This window comes from Acidimicrobiia bacterium (genome assembly GCA_012959995.1).
In the GTDB taxonomy this organism is placed as follows: domain Bacteria; phylum Actinomycetota; class Acidimicrobiia; order Acidimicrobiales; family MedAcidi-G1; genus MedAcidi-G2B.
The window spans coordinates 67,518-81,954 of the sequence record DUCC01000002.1 but is presented as its reverse complement, the minus strand read 5'-3'; the positions used below and the strand labels follow the sequence as shown (position 1 = coordinate 81,954).

Below are 14,437 nucleotides of genomic sequence, written 5' to 3'. Positions count from 1 at the left end.
GCACACTCATCAACGATGTTTGAAAGTCTTAGCAACCGTTTTGAGGGAATCCTCAAAAAGATCCGTGGTAAGGGCCGTCTGGGCCCTGAAGAGATCGATGAGATCTTGGCGGAAATCCGTAGCGCCCTTCTGGAAGCTGACGTCAACTTAGGGGTTATCCGTACCCTTCAAGATCGTATTCGCGAGCGCGCTTTGGGCGAAGAGCTCAGCGGTATTTTGAACCCCGGCCAACAGGTCGTAAAGATTGTGCTCGAGGAGCTCACCGTCGTTCTGGGCGGTGAAACCATGCGTCTGGCCTACGCCTCAAAGCCCCCCACGGTTGTTCTGTTGGCTGGTTTGCAAGGCTCGGGTAAAACTACGACGGCCGCCAAGTTGGCTCGATGGTTTAAATCACAGGGCCGGAACCCGTTGTTGGTGGGCGCCGACTTGGCTCGCCCGGCGGCGGTTGAGCAACTAAGGACGCTTGGCGACCGACTCTCGGTTCCGGTGTTTAGCGAGTCCAGCGACCCGGTAGCGGTGGCGGCGGCGGGTCTGGCAGAGGCACAGCGTTTAGGGCGCGACGTGCTTATTTGCGACACCGCAGGGCGTCTCTCGATAGACGACGACCTTATGGATGAGGTGGCGAACATCTCGGCCGCTATCAATCCGGACTACACCTTCTTGGTGGTGGACGCTATGACCGGCCAAGATGCCGTCGGGGTAGCCGAGATCTTTCACGAGCGTTTGGCTCTTGATGCGGTCATCTTGACCAAACTGGACGGTGACGCTCGAGGCGGGGCGGCGCTTTCCATTCGCCAAGTGGTGGGGAAACCGATCGCTTTTGCTTCCACGGGCGAAAACCTTGAAGACTTCGAAGCGTTTCACCCGGACCGTTTAGCTAGCCGTATTCTTGGCATGGGCGATGTCGAAACGCTTATCGAAAAGGCTGAGGAAACTTTCGAAAAAGAAGAAGCGGAAGCTGCCGCCGCCCGCATGCTTGACGGCACGTTTACTTTGGATGACTTTTTAGAACAGATCCGACAACTACGTAAGATGGGCCCGATTAGTAATTTGATGGGCATGGTTCCTGGGATGGCTCAACAGATGAAGGGAGTCGATACCGAGGTTGATGAGGGGCGCATCGACCGCTTGGAGGGGATCATTCATTCCATGACGGAGGCCGAACGGGCGCAACCCGAGATGATTGATGGCTCGCGACGGATGCGGATTGCCCAAGGAAGCGGCACGCAGGTAGCCGAGGTAACCCAATTGGTTAAACAGTTTCGCGAGATGAAAAAGATGATGAAGCAAATGGGCGGCGGCTCTCGGGGAAAGAAAAAACGAGGAAAAAAGGGACGAAAAGGTGGCGGGCGTACCACCCAACGGGGCCCGGCTCCTTTGCCAAAAAAGGGTTTGTCGCTCCCTGGTTTGGGCGAAAATGACCCCTCGGCGGGTTTTGAAGGATTTGACCTTGGTGGAGGAAACCCATTCGGATAGAGAGATATGTCGGATAAAGGGCGGGAAACGTCTTTTCATCAGGCAGACTGTTTCTCCGAATGGGTGCCCATTATCTGGCCCCTACATAAAACCGAACCGTGCCTTTGAGCCGGACCTGACGATAAGAGAGTGAGCCCGTCGTGGCCGTAAAACTCCGCCTAATGCGGATGGGAAAAAAGAAGCAACCGACCTACCGAGTGGTAGCTGCCGACTCGCGCAAAGCGCGTAACGGCCGTTTCCTTGAAGTGGTGGGTTTTTATGATCCGCTTAACGATCCATCGATTATCAAAATTGATAATGACAAGGCGGTGCACTGGTTGCGCCATGGTGCCCAGCCTTCGGATCGAGTAAAGAAACTTTTGGAGATCTCTGGTGCTTGGGAAGATTTTTCTGGCGAAGCATTTGTTGCTCCGGTAGCCAAAGCAAAGCCAGTTGTCGAGGAAGTTGCTGAAGAGGTAGCTGAGGAAGTTGCTGAGGAAGTTGCTGAAGAGGTAGCTGAGGAAGTTGCTGAGGAAGTTGCTGAGGAAGTTGCTGAAGAGGTAGCTGAGGAAGTTGCTGAAGAGGTAGCTGAGGAAGTTGCTGAGGAAGTTGCTGAAGAGGTAGCTGAAGAGGTAGCTGAAGAGGTAGCTGAGGAAGTTGCTGAGGAAGTTGCTGAAGAGGTAGCTGAGGAAGTTGCTGAGGAAGTTGCTGAAGAGGTAGCTGAGGAAGTTGCTGAAGAGGTAGCTGAGGAAGTTGCTGAAGAAGCCGCCGAGGAAGAGAAATAATGAGTGCTGAAGCGCAAACCGCAGAAGGCGTTTTGGAATACCTCATTAAAGCAATTGTTGAAAGCCCCGATGATGTTCAGATCGAAACCAGCGGCGAAGAACGGTGTACCTTCTCGGTAACCGTGGCCGATGGCGACATGGGTCGAGTGATCGGCAAACGTGGCCGAGTAGCCAACGCTATTCGCACCATTGTTCGAGCAGCCGCCATCCACGACGAGACTGAGATCGACGTCGACTTCGTCGACTGAAAAAACCATGGCTGACCTGGCATCAGGGAAACCTGAGAGGTCAAACTTTTTAGAAGTCGGGCGCATCGACCGGCCTCACGGTCTAACCGGCGAGGTGGTGGTCACCCTAGTTTCTGACCGTCCTGAACGCCTCAACCCAGGATCCGTTCTTTTTACCCCCCAAAGGCAACTGACGGTGGCGGCCAGTCGCCCCCACCAGCACCGCTACCTGGTTCGCTTTGTAGACGTAGCAAGCCGCGAAGACGCTGATGCGTTGCACAGCAAAGTTCTTTCTGCCCCACCCATTGATGACCCCGATGACGACACCTTGTGGATCCATGAAATCATCGGCGCAGAAGTCGTAGACCAACACGGAAAAAATCACGGCCCGGTGGTTGGGGTGTTAGCCAACCCAGCGAGCGACCTTTTAGAACTCGCTAACGGAGGGTTAATCCCGGTAGTTTTTGCGGGCCGGGTCGACCCCAACGCTCGCATTGAGGTAACCATCCCTGACGGCTTGTTAGAAGACGTAGAAGAAGACCAATGATTCTCCAGGTTGAAGTTTTTACCCTCTTTCCTCAAATGATTGACCAATACGTTGGCCAAAGTATTTTGGGTAGAGCCACCGAAGCAGAGTTACTTAACGTAACTTCTCGGGACTTGAGAGCAGAGGCGAAAGACCCACATCGCACCGTAGACGACAGTCCTTTCGGGGGCGGTGCAGGCATGGTCATGATGCCCGAACCAGTCTTTGCGGCCGTTGAACAAGCCGACCCACCTCGTCCGTTGATCCTGTTAGGGCCAGGGGGACGCACCTTTAACCAATCGGTGGCCGAAGAGTTGGCCGCCCTCGACGGCTTTTCGTTACTTTGTGGCCGCTACGAAGGAGTAGACGAACGTATCCGTACCGAACTCTGCGATGACGAGATCTCTCTCGGCGACTACGTGCTTGCGGGCGGGGAACTGGCCGCCTTAGCCGTGATTGAAGCGGTGGCTCGACTGCGACCGGGCGTTTTAGGAAACGTTGAGTCTTCGCAAGACGAATCATTTAGTACCGGATTATTGGAATATCCGCACTACACGCGACCTGCCGATTTTCGAGGCCTGATGGTGCCCGAGGTGCTGCGTTCGGGGGATCACGGCCGAGTGGCCCGCTGGCGTAAGGCTCAGGCCTTGGGGCGGACTCTGAAACTTCGTCCGGATCTCATAGCCGATCGCGGCGGCCTCAACGATGAAGAAAAAAAACTTCTTGAGGAGTTTTCCTCTCAAGAAGATCAAGAGGGGTGAAAATGCCCTCGCTTCCTCTACACTTCTGAGTCGGCCGAAGAGCGGCCTTTTCTTCTTTTCAAGGAACGAACATGCAGCCCACCGATCTGGTTGATCAACAAAACCTCCGTGACGACATCCCCGTCTTTTCCCCTGGGGACACCGTCAAAGTCCACGTCCGGGTAACCGAAGGTAACCGCCAACGTATTCAGATGTTTGAAGGCGTGGTCATCCGTCGCCAAGGCAGCGGTATTCGCGAAACCTTCACCGTCCGCAAGCTCAGCTTCAGCGTGGGTGTAGAGCGCACCTTCCCTGTGCATTCTCCAGTTTTGGAAAAAATCGAAGTGCTGGCTCACGGCGATGTTCGCCGAGCCAAGCTTTACTACTTGCGTGACCGCATTGGTAAACGGGCCAAGGTTAAGGAAAAGCGCGACTGGTAGTGCTGCGGTGACCGTCCTCTTTTACCGGACTGTCACACCCACTCTTTAAGGTCAGGCCTATGGCCGACCAAAAATCTGTAAAAAGAAAAGTTGAATCCACGGCGCCCCACCTTGCCTTAGGCAAATGGGGTGAAAATCGGGCCGAACGTTTCTACCGAAGCGAAGGGTTCCGTACCTTAGGGCGAAACTGGCGCTGCCCCGAAGGGGAAATCGACCTTATTCTCGTCAAAGGCAGTCTGGTAGTTTTTTGCGAGGTCAAAACTCGCCGCTCGCTTCGCTTTGGTCATCCAGCGGAAGCGGTAGGGGCACAACGACAACGCCGGTTGCGTCATGCAGCAATGGTGTGGCGGCAAGGACCAGGACGCCGCTGGGCAAAGGGGAACATGCGCTTTGACGTGGTAGCTATTTTTCCCGGGCACCTCGAAAGGATTGAAGGAGCGTTCTAGCGTCCCGGGCGTCTGCGTTCCCAACACCCACGGTGCCAGTGGCGTCGAAGGTCGGTGGCTTTTACCGGGACCACCACCAGGTGGCCTAACCCAGGCGGGATTTCACGATGACATCCGGGGCAAAGGTATTCCTTGGTGGCTTGGTAAGGCTGAATAAAGCGAACCTCTAACTCGCCAAGAATTTCTGGGTTTTCCATATCGGCTACCCAAAAAAGACCCAGATCAACAAAACTAAAGCAGCGGCCACCGAGGCCGTTACAAAAAGTAAGTCGCTGGGTCGAGATCGATGTGGACGGTTCGGGTTGAATCCCATAAGTGCCAGTATCGTCAGTTCTTGATGAGATCCACCCGTACTCTGAAAAAACTGGCCGCACTTTTTCTTGGTTTGGTTTTGTCGGCAAGTGCTTGTTCTCTTAAAACGCCTGTAGTGCCCGAAGGAGCCGACTCGTTCTTAGAAAAAGGCCGGCAAATCTGGGGGAATGCTTGCGTGACTTGTCATGGGGCGGACGGCGGTGGTGGTCGCGGCCCAGCACTTAAGGAAAGCGAAAACCGCTACCCCGAAATTGCTGACCAAATGCAGGTAGTGAGCGACGGCCGAGACGGTATGCCTTCGTTTGGCGGCCGTTTTTCTGCAGAAGAAATTGAAGCGGTGGTGCGTTACATCCGTGAGGTTCTTTAAGAGAAAACGGTGAATTGGGTGGGACTGTCTCACTTGGGGTCTAGTGTCGGAGGTGCGTTCGGAGTCGGCGGCAAATGGCTCCTCCCACAGCTTTAATCATTTTTTGGTTAAAAAACATTTGGGAGCATCGTGCTTGCCGCTATTTCTTCAGCCACTCTTTTAGGGGTACGTGGCCACCCCGTAACCGTTGAGGTTCACGTCGCTAACGGGCTCCCTGCTTTTAACGTGGTGGGTTTGCCCGACACTTCTTGTCGTGAAGCACGAGACCGAGTACGTGCCGCACTGGAATCCAGTGGCTTGGCGTGGCCCAACCAACGCATAACTATCAACCTGGCTCCTACCGGGGTGCCTAAAGCCGGGGCGGTGCTTGACCTCGCCATGGCCGTGGGTTTGCTCGTGGCCTGCGGCGAGATCGAACCAGAACTTGTCGCAGGCTTAGCTTTTTTAGGCGAACTGGGTCTCGACGGTTCGCTCCGCCCAGTAGCCGGGGCGCTGCCTCTGGTAGACGCTATTGAGGAACCGGGCGTAGTGGTGGCCTTAGGGAACCAAGCGGAAGCCACGGTGGTGGGCCCCGAAACTTTATATTGCGTCCCCGATTTACGAAGTTTGGTTCGTGCTCTTCGAGGCGATGAGCCGTGGCCAGCAGTGGCGTCAATCCCCGAAGAAGAAAGTTTAGAAGACGACCCTGACCTTGCAGAAGTGCGAGGGCAACGAATGGCCCGATTTGCTCTTGAGGTAGCCGCTGCGGGGGCCCACCACCTCTTGTTGATCGGCCCACCCGGAGCGGGCAAAAGCATGTTGGCTCGTCGCTTGCCGGGCTTGTTGCCCGACCTCACCCAAGCAGTAGCTCTTGCTTCGTCACGTATTCGTTCGGCGGCCGGAGAGCCTCTTCCCAGTAGCGGTTTATTGCGCCGGCCTCCTTGGCGGGCTCCCCACCACGGGGCATCGGCGGCCGCTTTGGTCGGCGGCGGCAGCATGGTTATGCGCCCCGGAGAGGTCAGCTTGGCGCACGGTGGGGTGTTGTTTCTTGACGAGTTGGGGGAGTTTGCGCCCAGCGTGCTCGACACCCTTCGCCAACCGCTAGAAGACGGCACGGTTCGAGTGAGTAGAGCCTTTGGCAGCGCAGAGTTTCCGGCCCAGGTGTTGTTGGTGGCCGCCATGAACCCCTGCCCCTGTGGTGGCTCGGGGGCACCAGGTGGGTGCCGTTGTCCGGAATCCACTCGGGCGCGCTATGCCCGTCGTGTTTCTGGCCCTTTGCTTGACCGTTTTGATCTGCGCGTAGACGTACAACGACCCAACCCGTTGGATCTCTTGAGTGGTGACCCCGGCGAAAGCTCTGAACAAGTAGCCGAACGGGTGACCTCGGCTCGCCGCCGAGCCGAAGAACGTGGGGTGGTGGCTAACGCCGAGTTGTCTCCGGCCATGGTTGAACAAGCGGCATCTCTAACCGAAGAAGCAACTCAGTTGCTTAAAGCGGCGCTTTACGCCGGCACCTTAAGTGCCCGAGGTCTTCACCGGGTTCGCAAGGTTGCCTTAACCATCGGCGACCTCAGCGGACACCACGGCCCATTGACCGCTGACCTTATTGATACTGCGTTAAGCCTGCGCATCGACCCGTTTCATCCGGTGGGCCATGCCGTCGGATAGCCCGCTCCCCGCCGAAGCTTGGCTCAACGCCTTAAGCAGCCTGCCCGATATGGGGCCGGCGCGTTTGCGAGCGCTGCTCTCCGACCGGCAACCAGAACAAGCCTGGCGGGCCTGCCTACAAGGAAAGCCATTGCCCGAGGTAGAAGCAGTGGTCGGGGGGCGCTTGCTCACTCTCACTGCGGCATGGGCTAAGGCGGCTGGTCAACTTTCTGTTTCTGAATTGTGGTCACAACTGGTTAAGCAAGGGGTTCAGGTGATGGGCCGAGAGCATTCGGAGTATCCCAGTTGCTTGCGTGACGACCCCGACCCGCCGTTGGTGCTCTTTGCTCAGGGCGACTTTCAGGCTTTGGCCCCTGCCCCTCGAGTGGCCATAGTGGGCACCCGCCGATGCACTCGCTACGGCAGCGAAGTTGCCTATGAGTTGGGCAGGACCCTGACAACCGCCGGAGTTAGCGTGGTTTCTGGGTTGGCGTTAGGTATTGATGCTGCGGCCCACGCCGGCGCAATGGCCGTCAAAGGTGAGGGCCAACCCCCGGTGGCGGTGGTGGCTACAGGGCTTGACGTGATTTACCCAAAAACTAATGGTGCTCTCTGGCGTCAAATTGCCGAGCGTGGCCTCTTGGTTTCAGAATGCCCATTAGGCACTACCCCCGCTCCGTGGCGCTTTCCGGCTCGCAACCGGATTATCGCTGGCCTGGCCGATGCCGTAGTGGTGGTTGAGTCGCACGAAAAAGGTGGTTCGCTTTACACCGTTGATGCGGCTATCGAACGGCAGCGGCCGGTGTTTGCTGTCCCCGGCCCGATTCGCAGCCCTGCTTCAAGTGGCACAAACCGACTTTTGGCTGACGGTGCGATTCCTCTTTGCCAAGTGAGCGACTTGTTGGAACAACTTGAGGGTGCAGACCTCTTTGTCAATGAACCAGCGCCGTCCCCGGTCAGGGCTCTGTTGCCCCCGCAACACCAACAAGTACTTGAGGCCATGGGGTGGGAACCAGTCTCGCTGAATACTTTGGCTGATCGTTGTGGGCTTTCGCCGGTGGATCTTTCTGCGGCGTTAAGCGCTCTGGTCCGGTCCGGTTGGGTGACCACCCAGCGGGGTTTCTACGAACGGATGTCCAACACCACATGAAAACACTTTTCCTTCCCCTTTTACTTTTAAAAACCGGGAGGCGCTATGCAGCGTTTTGTTCTGTTTGCTTCATCAACGATATTTTTAACCTGGGCGCTTTTGGCCGGCTTGGTTTCTCCAGCATCGGCCATGGATGGGCTTCTTTGGCCCCCGGGGGCTTCCACTCCGCCAGTATCTACTACCACGACCACCGTGACCCCGGTGTTTGTTTTTCCTGAAGAAGGAACATACGCACCACCGGTTTCGGGGCCGGTGGTCGATGGGTTTCGGTTGCCGGAACGACCGTGGCTACCCGGAAATCGGGGGCTGGAGTACGCCACGATTTCCGGCGAAGAAGTCCACGCCGCCGCCGATGGAGAGGTTATTTTTGCCGGCCAGGTGGGGGGCAGCCTGCACGTCACCGTTTTGCACCCTGATGGCTTGCGTACCAGTTATTCGTTTCTTGCTTCCCTACGGATCACAGAAGGCCAGGCGGTGCGCACCGGAACGACCCTTGGCCAAGCAGCGGAGCGTTTGCATTTTGGGGTAAGGGACACCCAAGGCCGCTACCTTGACCCATCGCTTGTGGTGGGTCGCCAACCAGCGTTGCGAGCGCAACTTACCCCCCACGTAGATTCGTCAGTTGATGCGGCGGCTCGAGAAGCGCGCCGCCGTACTGAGCGGTCATTTTTTGGCCGGGTGGCGGACGCCGCTGGAACTGCCGCCGGCTGGGTCGGGGACCAAGCAGGGGGAACGGTTGAGGCGGTGGTAAGTACGGCGGCGATGACCGCCTCGCTGGGTGAATGGATGATTAAACAGCCTGTATCAACGGCTATTGCGTGGACAAACTTTGGGGCCGATTTGTTTGTGGCGGTCAAAGGCCCCGCTGACTGCACCCCCGCTGACGTTCAAGTTGGCGTGCCTAGCGGCGAGCGGGTGGCCATCGTGGTCCCGGGCCTAAACCAAACATCATTTGGCGGCCCGCCATCGTTGTTGAATACCGAAGCGCTTGGTTTGGCCTCGTCAGATATTGTGCGTTTTTCCTATGCCGGAGGCCGGGCCCCGGCAGCGGAACTAGATGGTGCGGTGACGTGGGACGACCCTTTGTTGGTGACTACCCACGACAACTCTGCCCCAAATCAAGCGGTTCAGCGCAGCGGAGAAATGTTGGCTGGGCTTATTTTTAACGTGTCGCTCTTGCGGCCCGATGCCACCATAGAAATTTACGGCCATTCTCTGGGCGGCTTGGTTGCCATAGCAGCCCTCAACCGGTTGCAAGAGCAAGGGTCGCTTCCCAACGTGCGGTTGGTTACTTTGGCTACTCCTCACCGGGGGTCCACTTTGGCGCAGATTGGGGATGCTTTTTCTTTGTTGCCTGAGACCGATGTGGTGGGGGAGGTTCTTGGTCTTCCTGCACTGGGTGAGCCGGTGCTGTGGGGGTTAGCCCGAGGAAATTCACAAAAAATACCCTCGGAAGTCCCTGCGCTTTCCGTGGCTGCGACAACAGATTTGATGGTTCCGCCGGCCCAAAGTGTTTTAGAAGGTGGGCGGTCGGCCATTATTTTGGTGGACAGTTTAAGGCCGCACGAAGCAATTACTGAAGCGCCAGCAGCCACTCGGGAGATCTCACTTTTTTTAGCTGGGCAACCTGCAGCCTGCAAAGTTGCTGCCCGAAGGGTGTTTGAAACGGTGCTGCCTTTTGTTTTTGACCGGGTACATAACGTAATAACTGGCGGCGGAATCTTAGAGGCAGCGCAATGAAACCCGCCACCGTTGCCTCTTGGAGCCGGTACACTCGTCAGTCGGTTCGGAACACTCGTTTCGAACAAACTAAAAACACCTCGGACCACCCACGGTCGCTTAACGGCGCCGGCTCGAGGCGAGTAGAACCGTTGGGGAAGGAAACACGACATGGCAGTCGTAAGCATGAAACAGTTGTTGGAGGCCGGCGTTCACTTCGGTCATCAAACCAGTCGTTGGAACCCGAAAATGCAACGGTTCATTCACGGCGACCGTTCAGGGATTTACATCATTGACCTCCAACAGAGTTTGGAGTGCATCGAAAAGGCCTACGGGTTTACCCGCGACCTGGTAGCTAACGGCGGCCGGGTTCTTTTTGTAGGCACCAAGCGTCAAGCACAAGACCCCATTCGGTCCTACGCCGAAAAATGCGGCATGCCGTACGTTAACCAACGTTGGTTGGGTGGCATGTTGACCAACTTCCAAACCATCTCTAAGCGGGTGGCAAAAATGCAGGAGTACCAGCGCATGCGCAGCTCCGGCGAATTCGAATCCATGATCAAAAAAGAAGCGTTGATGCTTTCTCGCGAGTTGGAAAAACTTGAACGCAACTTGGGCGGCATTAGCAACATGGAACGGCTCCCCGACGCCATCTTCGTTTTGGACACCGTGAAAGAACACATTGCGGTTACCGAAGCAAACAAATTGGGCATCCCAGTTATTGCAGTATTGGATACCGACTGCGATCCTGACGTTATTGATTTCCCTATTCCCGGCAACGATGACGCCATCCGGGCCAGCCGCTTGTTGTGCCGAGTGATCTCGGACGCCATTGAAGAAGGCCGTTACATCGCCAACGCTCGTCAACAGAGCAAAGATGATGGCCCTTCGTTAGATGCTGAAGACAAAGAAGCCGAACAGGCGGTGGCTCGCGCTGAAGCAGCCGTCGACGCCGCTGAGCGTGAGGCTCGAGTGGCTACCGCCGCTGAAGAAGCTCCGGCTGAAGAAGTAGCTGAGGAGGCTCCGGCCGCTGAGGAAGCTCCGGCTGAAGAAGTAGCTGAGGAGGCTCCGGCCGCTGAGGAAGCTCCGGCTGAAGAAGTAGCTGAGGAGGCTCCGGCCGCTGAGGAAGCTCCAGTTGAAGAAGTAGCTGAGGAGGCTCCGGCCGCTGAGGAAGCTCCAGTTGAAGAAGTAGCTGAGGAGGCCTAGTCGTGGCCGACATAACTGCAAAAGAAGTAAAAGCGCTGCGTGACGCCACCGGTGCCGGAATGATGGATGCCAAAGGCGCACTGGTAGAAACCGGTGGGGATGCCGAAGCAGCAGCACAGTTATTGCGTGAAAAAGGTTTAGCTAAAGCAGCTAAACGAACCGACCGATCAAACATCGAAGGTGCGGTGGCTCTTGCGGTAGAAGGCAACCGAGCTGCTTTGGTTCACCTTAAGTGTGAAACCGATTTCTCTGCAAAATCAGATGGCTTCGTGGCTTTCGTTGATGAGTTGGTAGCCGCAGTCTTGGCTGAAGGGCCATCGGCTATGGACGCCCGAGAGGCTGCCCTTGACGACCTGCGCCTGTCGGTAAAAGAAAATATTGAAATAGGAACGATTGAATTAGTAGAAGCCGGCGAAGGCAACTTGATCGACACCTACCTACACGTCCAAGATGGTCGTGGGGTAAACGGGGTCATTGTTGAAGGCTCCGGGGTAGGTCAAGAAAATCTTCACCAGATTGCCCTACACATTGCATTTGCTAAGCCAGCGGCCCTAACCCGCGATGAAATTTCTGAAGAAGCAATTGAAAAAGAACGAGCCGCTCTTTTGGAAATCACCAAAGCCGAAGGAAAACCTGAACAAGCTTGGGACAAGATCGTGGAAGGCCGGATGACCGGTTGGTTCCGTGAATCAGTACTTCTTGACCAAGGACTCCACGGGGACAAGGTAACTGTGCGAGACTCTTTGGGTGATGGCGAAATTGTTCAATTTAACCAGGCTTACCTCGGAGGCTGATCTTGTCTGACCGTCTTACCTCTCGCTGGGACAGAGTTCTTTTAAAAGTCTCTGGCGAAGCATTTGCTGGTGAAGATGGTTATGGCATCAACGGTGAGGTCGTCACCAAGATCGCTCAAGAAATAGCGGACGTCCGTCGAGACTTTGCTGTTGACCTTGCGGTGGTAGTGGGCGGCGGAAACATTTGGCGAGGCATGTCTGGTGCTGGTGCGGGCATGGACCGTGCTCAAGCCGACTACATGGGCATGCTAGCCACGGTCATTAATGCTTTGGCGCTCCAGGACACCTTGGAGCAGCTCGGCCAACCCACTCGGGTGCAGACGGCTATTCATATGTCGCAAATTGCTGAGCCGTATATTCGGCGCCGAGCTATCCGCCACCTAGAAAAAGGCCGTGTGGTCATTTTTGCGGGAGGAACCGGAAACCCCTTTTTCACCACAGATACCGCAGCCGCTTTACGAGCGGTGGAGATGGAAGCACAAGTGGTGCTTAAGGGCTCGCATTCCGGCACTGATGGCATTTACACCGCCGACCCGCGCCTCGACCCGACGGCCTCTAAAATAGACGAAATTACGCACCTTGAAGTTGTCCAACAAGGGTTAAAAGCTATGGACACCACGGCCATTACTTTGTGTATGGATAACCAAATGCCCATCGTAATGTTTGACCTTATGGTCCCCGGCAACGTGAGATCCATCCTTGCCGGTGAGTCGGTCGGTACGCTGGTCACCTAACAAGGGGTGACATTGAGTAACGAAATGATTCAGATGGTTCTCGAAGAGACCGAAGAGCGCATGACTGAGGCGGTGACGCATAGTCGTCGCGAGTTTTCGACCATCCGCACCGGCCGTGCTTCTTCTACGTTGGTTGAGCGTCTTACTGTTGAGGCTTACGGCGTAGAAATGAAAATGTTGGAACTGGCCAGCTTCGCCGTGCCGGAAGCTCGCCAGTTGCTGATTACCCCACATGATCCGGCCAACGTGGTAGCGGTAGAAAAAGCCATCATGAAAGCCGAATTGGGGCTCACCCCCAGCAACGATGGCCATGCAGTTCGTCTAACTTTTCCCGAGTTGACCGAAGAACGGCGCCGGGATCTGGTACGAATGGTAAACAGCATGGCCGAAGACGGAAAGACTCGCCTCCGGGGTCAGCGGCGAAACGCCCGCAAAGACCTTGACGATATTTCCGACGATGGCGGGGTGTCGGAGGACGACATTAAGCATGCATCGCAAGAACTCGATGATCTTATTCACCGATACGAAGCCGAAATTGACCAAGCACGATCAGCAAAGGAAAGTGACTTACTTGAGGTGTGAACCTTTTGTAGCGACCGGGGAGAACCAATGAACGACCAACAAAATTTTGAAGAAATACGTATTTTGGGCTTAGAGCCCACCGAGGACAAGGTGGCCCCTGGGCGCTCGGTGTTCGGTGAAGGATCGGCAGAAGAAGAATTGCCGCATTGGACCGATACCCCGTCCGCCCCTCCGGAACAAGACAAATGGGCCGACTTGGTGGAAGAAGCTCCACGTTGGGCCGATGACGTGCCGGCCGAACACGAATCTCAACAACCGGTGGGCGAGGCTGGCGAACCAGCCACCCTTTTCTTTGGTGAAGAGGCTACCGAAGCAGCGGCGGCGGTTAGTGGAGATTTCAACCCACCGTTGCTTCCTCCGGATGAAGAAGCATTGCCCCCCATGGGCACCCCGGCACCGGTGGCCGAGTCCGCGCCGAAGCGCCGTGGTGGAGGTGGCGGAGCCAAGCGCCGTAAACGTCCAGAAAAATCTTCAGGTGATGAGCGGGATATGCCCATGGCCATTGTGACTGGTTTGGGTTTGGCTGCGCTTGTTTTGGTGGCTTTCAAATTGGGTACGGGAGCTACCGTGGCCTTGTCCACGGTTATTTTGACCTTGGCCGCCGCCGAGTTTTTCATGGCGGTGCGTCGTTCGGGTTACCAACCAGCTTCGCTGTTGGGCATTGTGGCGGTTGCGGCCTTAAACCTTGGTGCATACTGGCGCTTCGAAGCCGCCATACCGGTGGTGCTTATGCTCACCGTTTTGTTTACTTTCCTTTGGTACCTCACCGGGGTTGATCGAGATGCTCCGATGCTGAACGTGTCGGTCACTCTTTTCGGTGTGCTTTATATCGGTTTGTTGGGTTCGTTTATTGGGCTCATGTTGAACGATGTCAACGGCATCGGCATGCTTCTTGCTGCCGTATTAGCGGCGGTGGCTTATGACACCGGTGGTTTGTTGGTGGGCCGTGTAGCAGGCCGTACGCCTTTGGCTGCGGTGAGCCCGAACAAAACTATGGAAGGTCTGCTGGGTGGTATGGCCGCATCCTTTGGGGTGACGGTGGTGATCACTGGGCAGATAACGCCTTTCGGTGATACCCCCGGCGACATGGGTTCTGTGTTTGTTCTTGGGGTGGTGGCTGCCTTGGCGGCTCCGCTGGGCGACCTTTGCGAGTCCATGATTAAACGAGATCTCGGTCTTAAAGACATGGGAAGCCTCTTGCCGGGCCATGGCGGTTTGTTGGACCGTTTTGATGCGCTGCTCTTTGTTTTGCCGGCCACTTACTACACCGCTCGTTTGCTTAACTTGTTCGGGGGCTGACCCGAAACCGCCTCGGCTTTTTGAGGCGG

16 protein-coding genes, 1 pseudogene and 1 CRISPR repeat array are annotated in these 14,437 nt (G+C 56.1%); of the genes and pseudogenes, 16 read left to right on the top strand and 1 reads right to left on the bottom strand.

Features of this window, described 5'->3' with window-relative positions; genetic code table 11:
- Positions 1-15: 15 nt before the first annotated feature.
- The 7 genes and pseudogenes from EYQ49_00460 (at position 16) to EYQ49_00430 (ending at position 4,619) form a co-directional block, all read left to right on the top strand.
- Complete coding sequence (locus tag EYQ49_00460) at positions 16-1,476, top strand: signal recognition particle protein (protein HIG24349.1); 1,461 nt, start codon at positions 16-18, stop codon at positions 1,474-1,476.
- 140 nt (positions 1,477-1,616) lie between these two features.
- Positions 1,617-1,835: pseudogene (gene rpsP, locus EYQ49_00455) on the top strand (30S ribosomal protein S16).
- A gap of 99 nt (positions 1,836-1,934) precedes the next feature.
- Positions 1,935-2,215: a CRISPR direct-repeat array (repeat unit 29 nt; unit sequence GCTGAGGAAGTTGCTGAGGAAGTTGCTGA).
- Positions 2,216-2,239: 24 nt separating this feature from the next.
- Positions 2,240-2,488 carry a KH domain-containing protein gene (locus EYQ49_00450; protein ID HIG24348.1) on the top strand — a complete coding sequence of 83 codons (249 nt, stop codon included), beginning with the start codon at positions 2,240-2,242 and terminating at the stop codon, positions 2,486-2,488.
- A gap of 7 nt (positions 2,489-2,495) precedes the next feature.
- The gene (gene rimM / locus EYQ49_00445) at positions 2,496-3,014 is read left to right on the top strand and encodes a 16S rRNA processing protein RimM (GenBank protein HIG24347.1); all 519 of its coding nucleotides are present in this window, start codon (positions 2,496-2,498) and stop codon (positions 3,012-3,014) included.
- Positions 3,011-3,754, top strand: a complete 744-nt coding sequence (trmD, locus tag EYQ49_00440) for a tRNA (guanosine(37)-N1)-methyltransferase TrmD (GenBank protein HIG24346.1) — start codon at positions 3,011-3,013, stop codon at positions 3,752-3,754. Before rimM ends, trmD begins: the two co-directional genes overlap by 4 nt.
- A gap of 71 nt (positions 3,755-3,825) precedes the next feature.
- The gene (locus tag EYQ49_00435; GenBank protein ID HIG24345.1) at positions 3,826-4,173 is read left to right on the top strand and encodes a 50S ribosomal protein L19; all 348 of its coding nucleotides are present in this window, start codon (positions 3,826-3,828) and stop codon (positions 4,171-4,173) included.
- 59 nt (positions 4,174-4,232) lie between these two features.
- Positions 4,233-4,619, top strand: a complete 387-nt coding sequence (locus tag EYQ49_00430; GenBank protein HIG24344.1) for a YraN family protein — start codon at positions 4,233-4,235, stop codon at positions 4,617-4,619.
- Here the strand turns inward: EYQ49_00430 and EYQ49_00425 are convergent.
- Positions 4,616-4,816 carry a hypothetical protein gene (locus tag EYQ49_00425; protein HIG24343.1) on the bottom strand — a complete coding sequence of 67 codons (201 nt, stop codon included), beginning with the start codon at positions 4,814-4,816 and terminating at the stop codon, positions 4,616-4,618. The two genes, EYQ49_00430 and EYQ49_00425, sit on opposite strands and share 4 nt — an antisense overlap.
- Positions 4,817-4,905: 89 nt before the next feature.
- On the opposite strand from EYQ49_00425, the gene EYQ49_00420 reads away from it, so the two are divergent.
- The 9 genes from EYQ49_00420 to EYQ49_00380 all read left to right on the top strand — a co-directional run bounded on the left by EYQ49_00420 (position 4,906) and on the right by EYQ49_00380 (position 14,408).
- Complete coding sequence (locus EYQ49_00420; protein ID HIG24342.1) at positions 4,906-5,298, top strand: c-type cytochrome; 393 nt, start codon at positions 4,906-4,908, stop codon at positions 5,296-5,298.
- 126 nt (positions 5,299-5,424) lie between these two features.
- Positions 5,425-6,945, top strand: coding sequence for an ATP-binding protein (locus tag EYQ49_00415; protein ID HIG24341.1), 1,521 nt, complete (start codon positions 5,425-5,427; stop codon positions 6,943-6,945).
- Positions 6,932-8,074: a DNA-protecting protein DprA gene (dprA, locus tag EYQ49_00410; GenBank protein HIG24340.1), complete on the top strand. Its 1,143-nt coding sequence runs from the start codon at positions 6,932-6,934 to the stop codon at positions 8,072-8,074. The genes EYQ49_00415 and dprA overlap by 14 nt, the downstream gene beginning before the upstream one ends.
- Before the next feature lie 45 nt (positions 8,075-8,119).
- Positions 8,120-9,814 (top strand): hypothetical protein, encoded by a 1,695-nt coding sequence (locus EYQ49_00405; protein HIG24339.1) that lies wholly within the window; start codon positions 8,120-8,122, stop codon positions 9,812-9,814.
- Positions 9,815-9,964: 150 nt separating this feature from the next.
- Complete coding sequence (gene rpsB / locus EYQ49_00400) at positions 9,965-10,999, top strand: 30S ribosomal protein S2 (GenBank protein HIG24338.1); 1,035 nt, start codon at positions 9,965-9,967, stop codon at positions 10,997-10,999.
- A gap of 2 nt (positions 11,000-11,001) precedes the next feature.
- Complete coding sequence (gene tsf, locus EYQ49_00395) at positions 11,002-11,793, top strand: translation elongation factor Ts (GenBank protein ID HIG24337.1); 792 nt, start codon at positions 11,002-11,004, stop codon at positions 11,791-11,793.
- A 2-nt stretch (positions 11,794-11,795) separates the two neighbouring features.
- Positions 11,796-12,527: a UMP kinase gene (locus EYQ49_00390; GenBank protein HIG24336.1), complete on the top strand. Its 732-nt coding sequence runs from the start codon at positions 11,796-11,798 to the stop codon at positions 12,525-12,527.
- 12 nt (positions 12,528-12,539) lie between these two features.
- A complete protein-coding gene (locus EYQ49_00385) occupies positions 12,540-13,109 on the top strand; it encodes a ribosome recycling factor (GenBank protein ID HIG24335.1) in 570 nt (189 codons plus the stop codon).
- A 27-nt stretch (positions 13,110-13,136) separates the two neighbouring features.
- A complete protein-coding gene (locus tag EYQ49_00380; protein ID HIG24334.1) occupies positions 13,137-14,408 on the top strand; it encodes a hypothetical protein in 1,272 nt (423 codons plus the stop codon).
- The last annotated feature ends 29 nt before the right edge of the window (positions 14,409-14,437 follow it).

Excerpts from the sequence above, each read along its gene's own strand:
- EYQ49_00425 (HIG24343.1), bottom strand. The coding sequence starts at position 4,816 with ATGGAAAACCCAGAAATTCTTGGCGAGTTAGAGGTTCGCTTTATTCAG.
- EYQ49_00380 (HIG24334.1), top strand. The coding sequence starts at position 13,137 with ATGAACGACCAACAAAATTTTGAAGAAATACGTATTTTGGGCTTAGAG.
- EYQ49_00450 (HIG24348.1), top strand. The coding sequence starts at position 2,240 with ATGAGTGCTGAAGCGCAAACCGCAGAAGGCGTTTTGGAATACCTCATT.
- trmD (HIG24346.1), top strand. The coding sequence starts at position 3,011 with ATGATTCTCCAGGTTGAAGTTTTTACCCTCTTTCCTCAAATGATTGAC.
- rimM (HIG24347.1), top strand. The coding sequence starts at position 2,496 with ATGGCTGACCTGGCATCAGGGAAACCTGAGAGGTCAAACTTTTTAGAA.
- EYQ49_00435 (HIG24345.1), top strand. The coding sequence starts at position 3,826 with ATGCAGCCCACCGATCTGGTTGATCAACAAAACCTCCGTGACGACATC.
- EYQ49_00405 (HIG24339.1), top strand. The coding sequence starts at position 8,120 with ATGCAGCGTTTTGTTCTGTTTGCTTCATCAACGATATTTTTAACCTGG.
- rpsB (HIG24338.1), top strand. The coding sequence starts at position 9,965 with ATGGCAGTCGTAAGCATGAAACAGTTGTTGGAGGCCGGCGTTCACTTC.
- EYQ49_00430 (HIG24344.1), top strand. The coding sequence starts at position 4,233 with ATGGCCGACCAAAAATCTGTAAAAAGAAAAGTTGAATCCACGGCGCCC.
- EYQ49_00420 (HIG24342.1), top strand. The coding sequence starts at position 4,906 with ATGTGGACGGTTCGGGTTGAATCCCATAAGTGCCAGTATCGTCAGTTC.
- dprA (HIG24340.1), top strand. The coding sequence starts at position 6,932 with ATGCCGTCGGATAGCCCGCTCCCCGCCGAAGCTTGGCTCAACGCCTTA.
- EYQ49_00460 (HIG24349.1), top strand. The coding sequence starts at position 16 with ATGTTTGAAAGTCTTAGCAACCGTTTTGAGGGAATCCTCAAAAAGATC.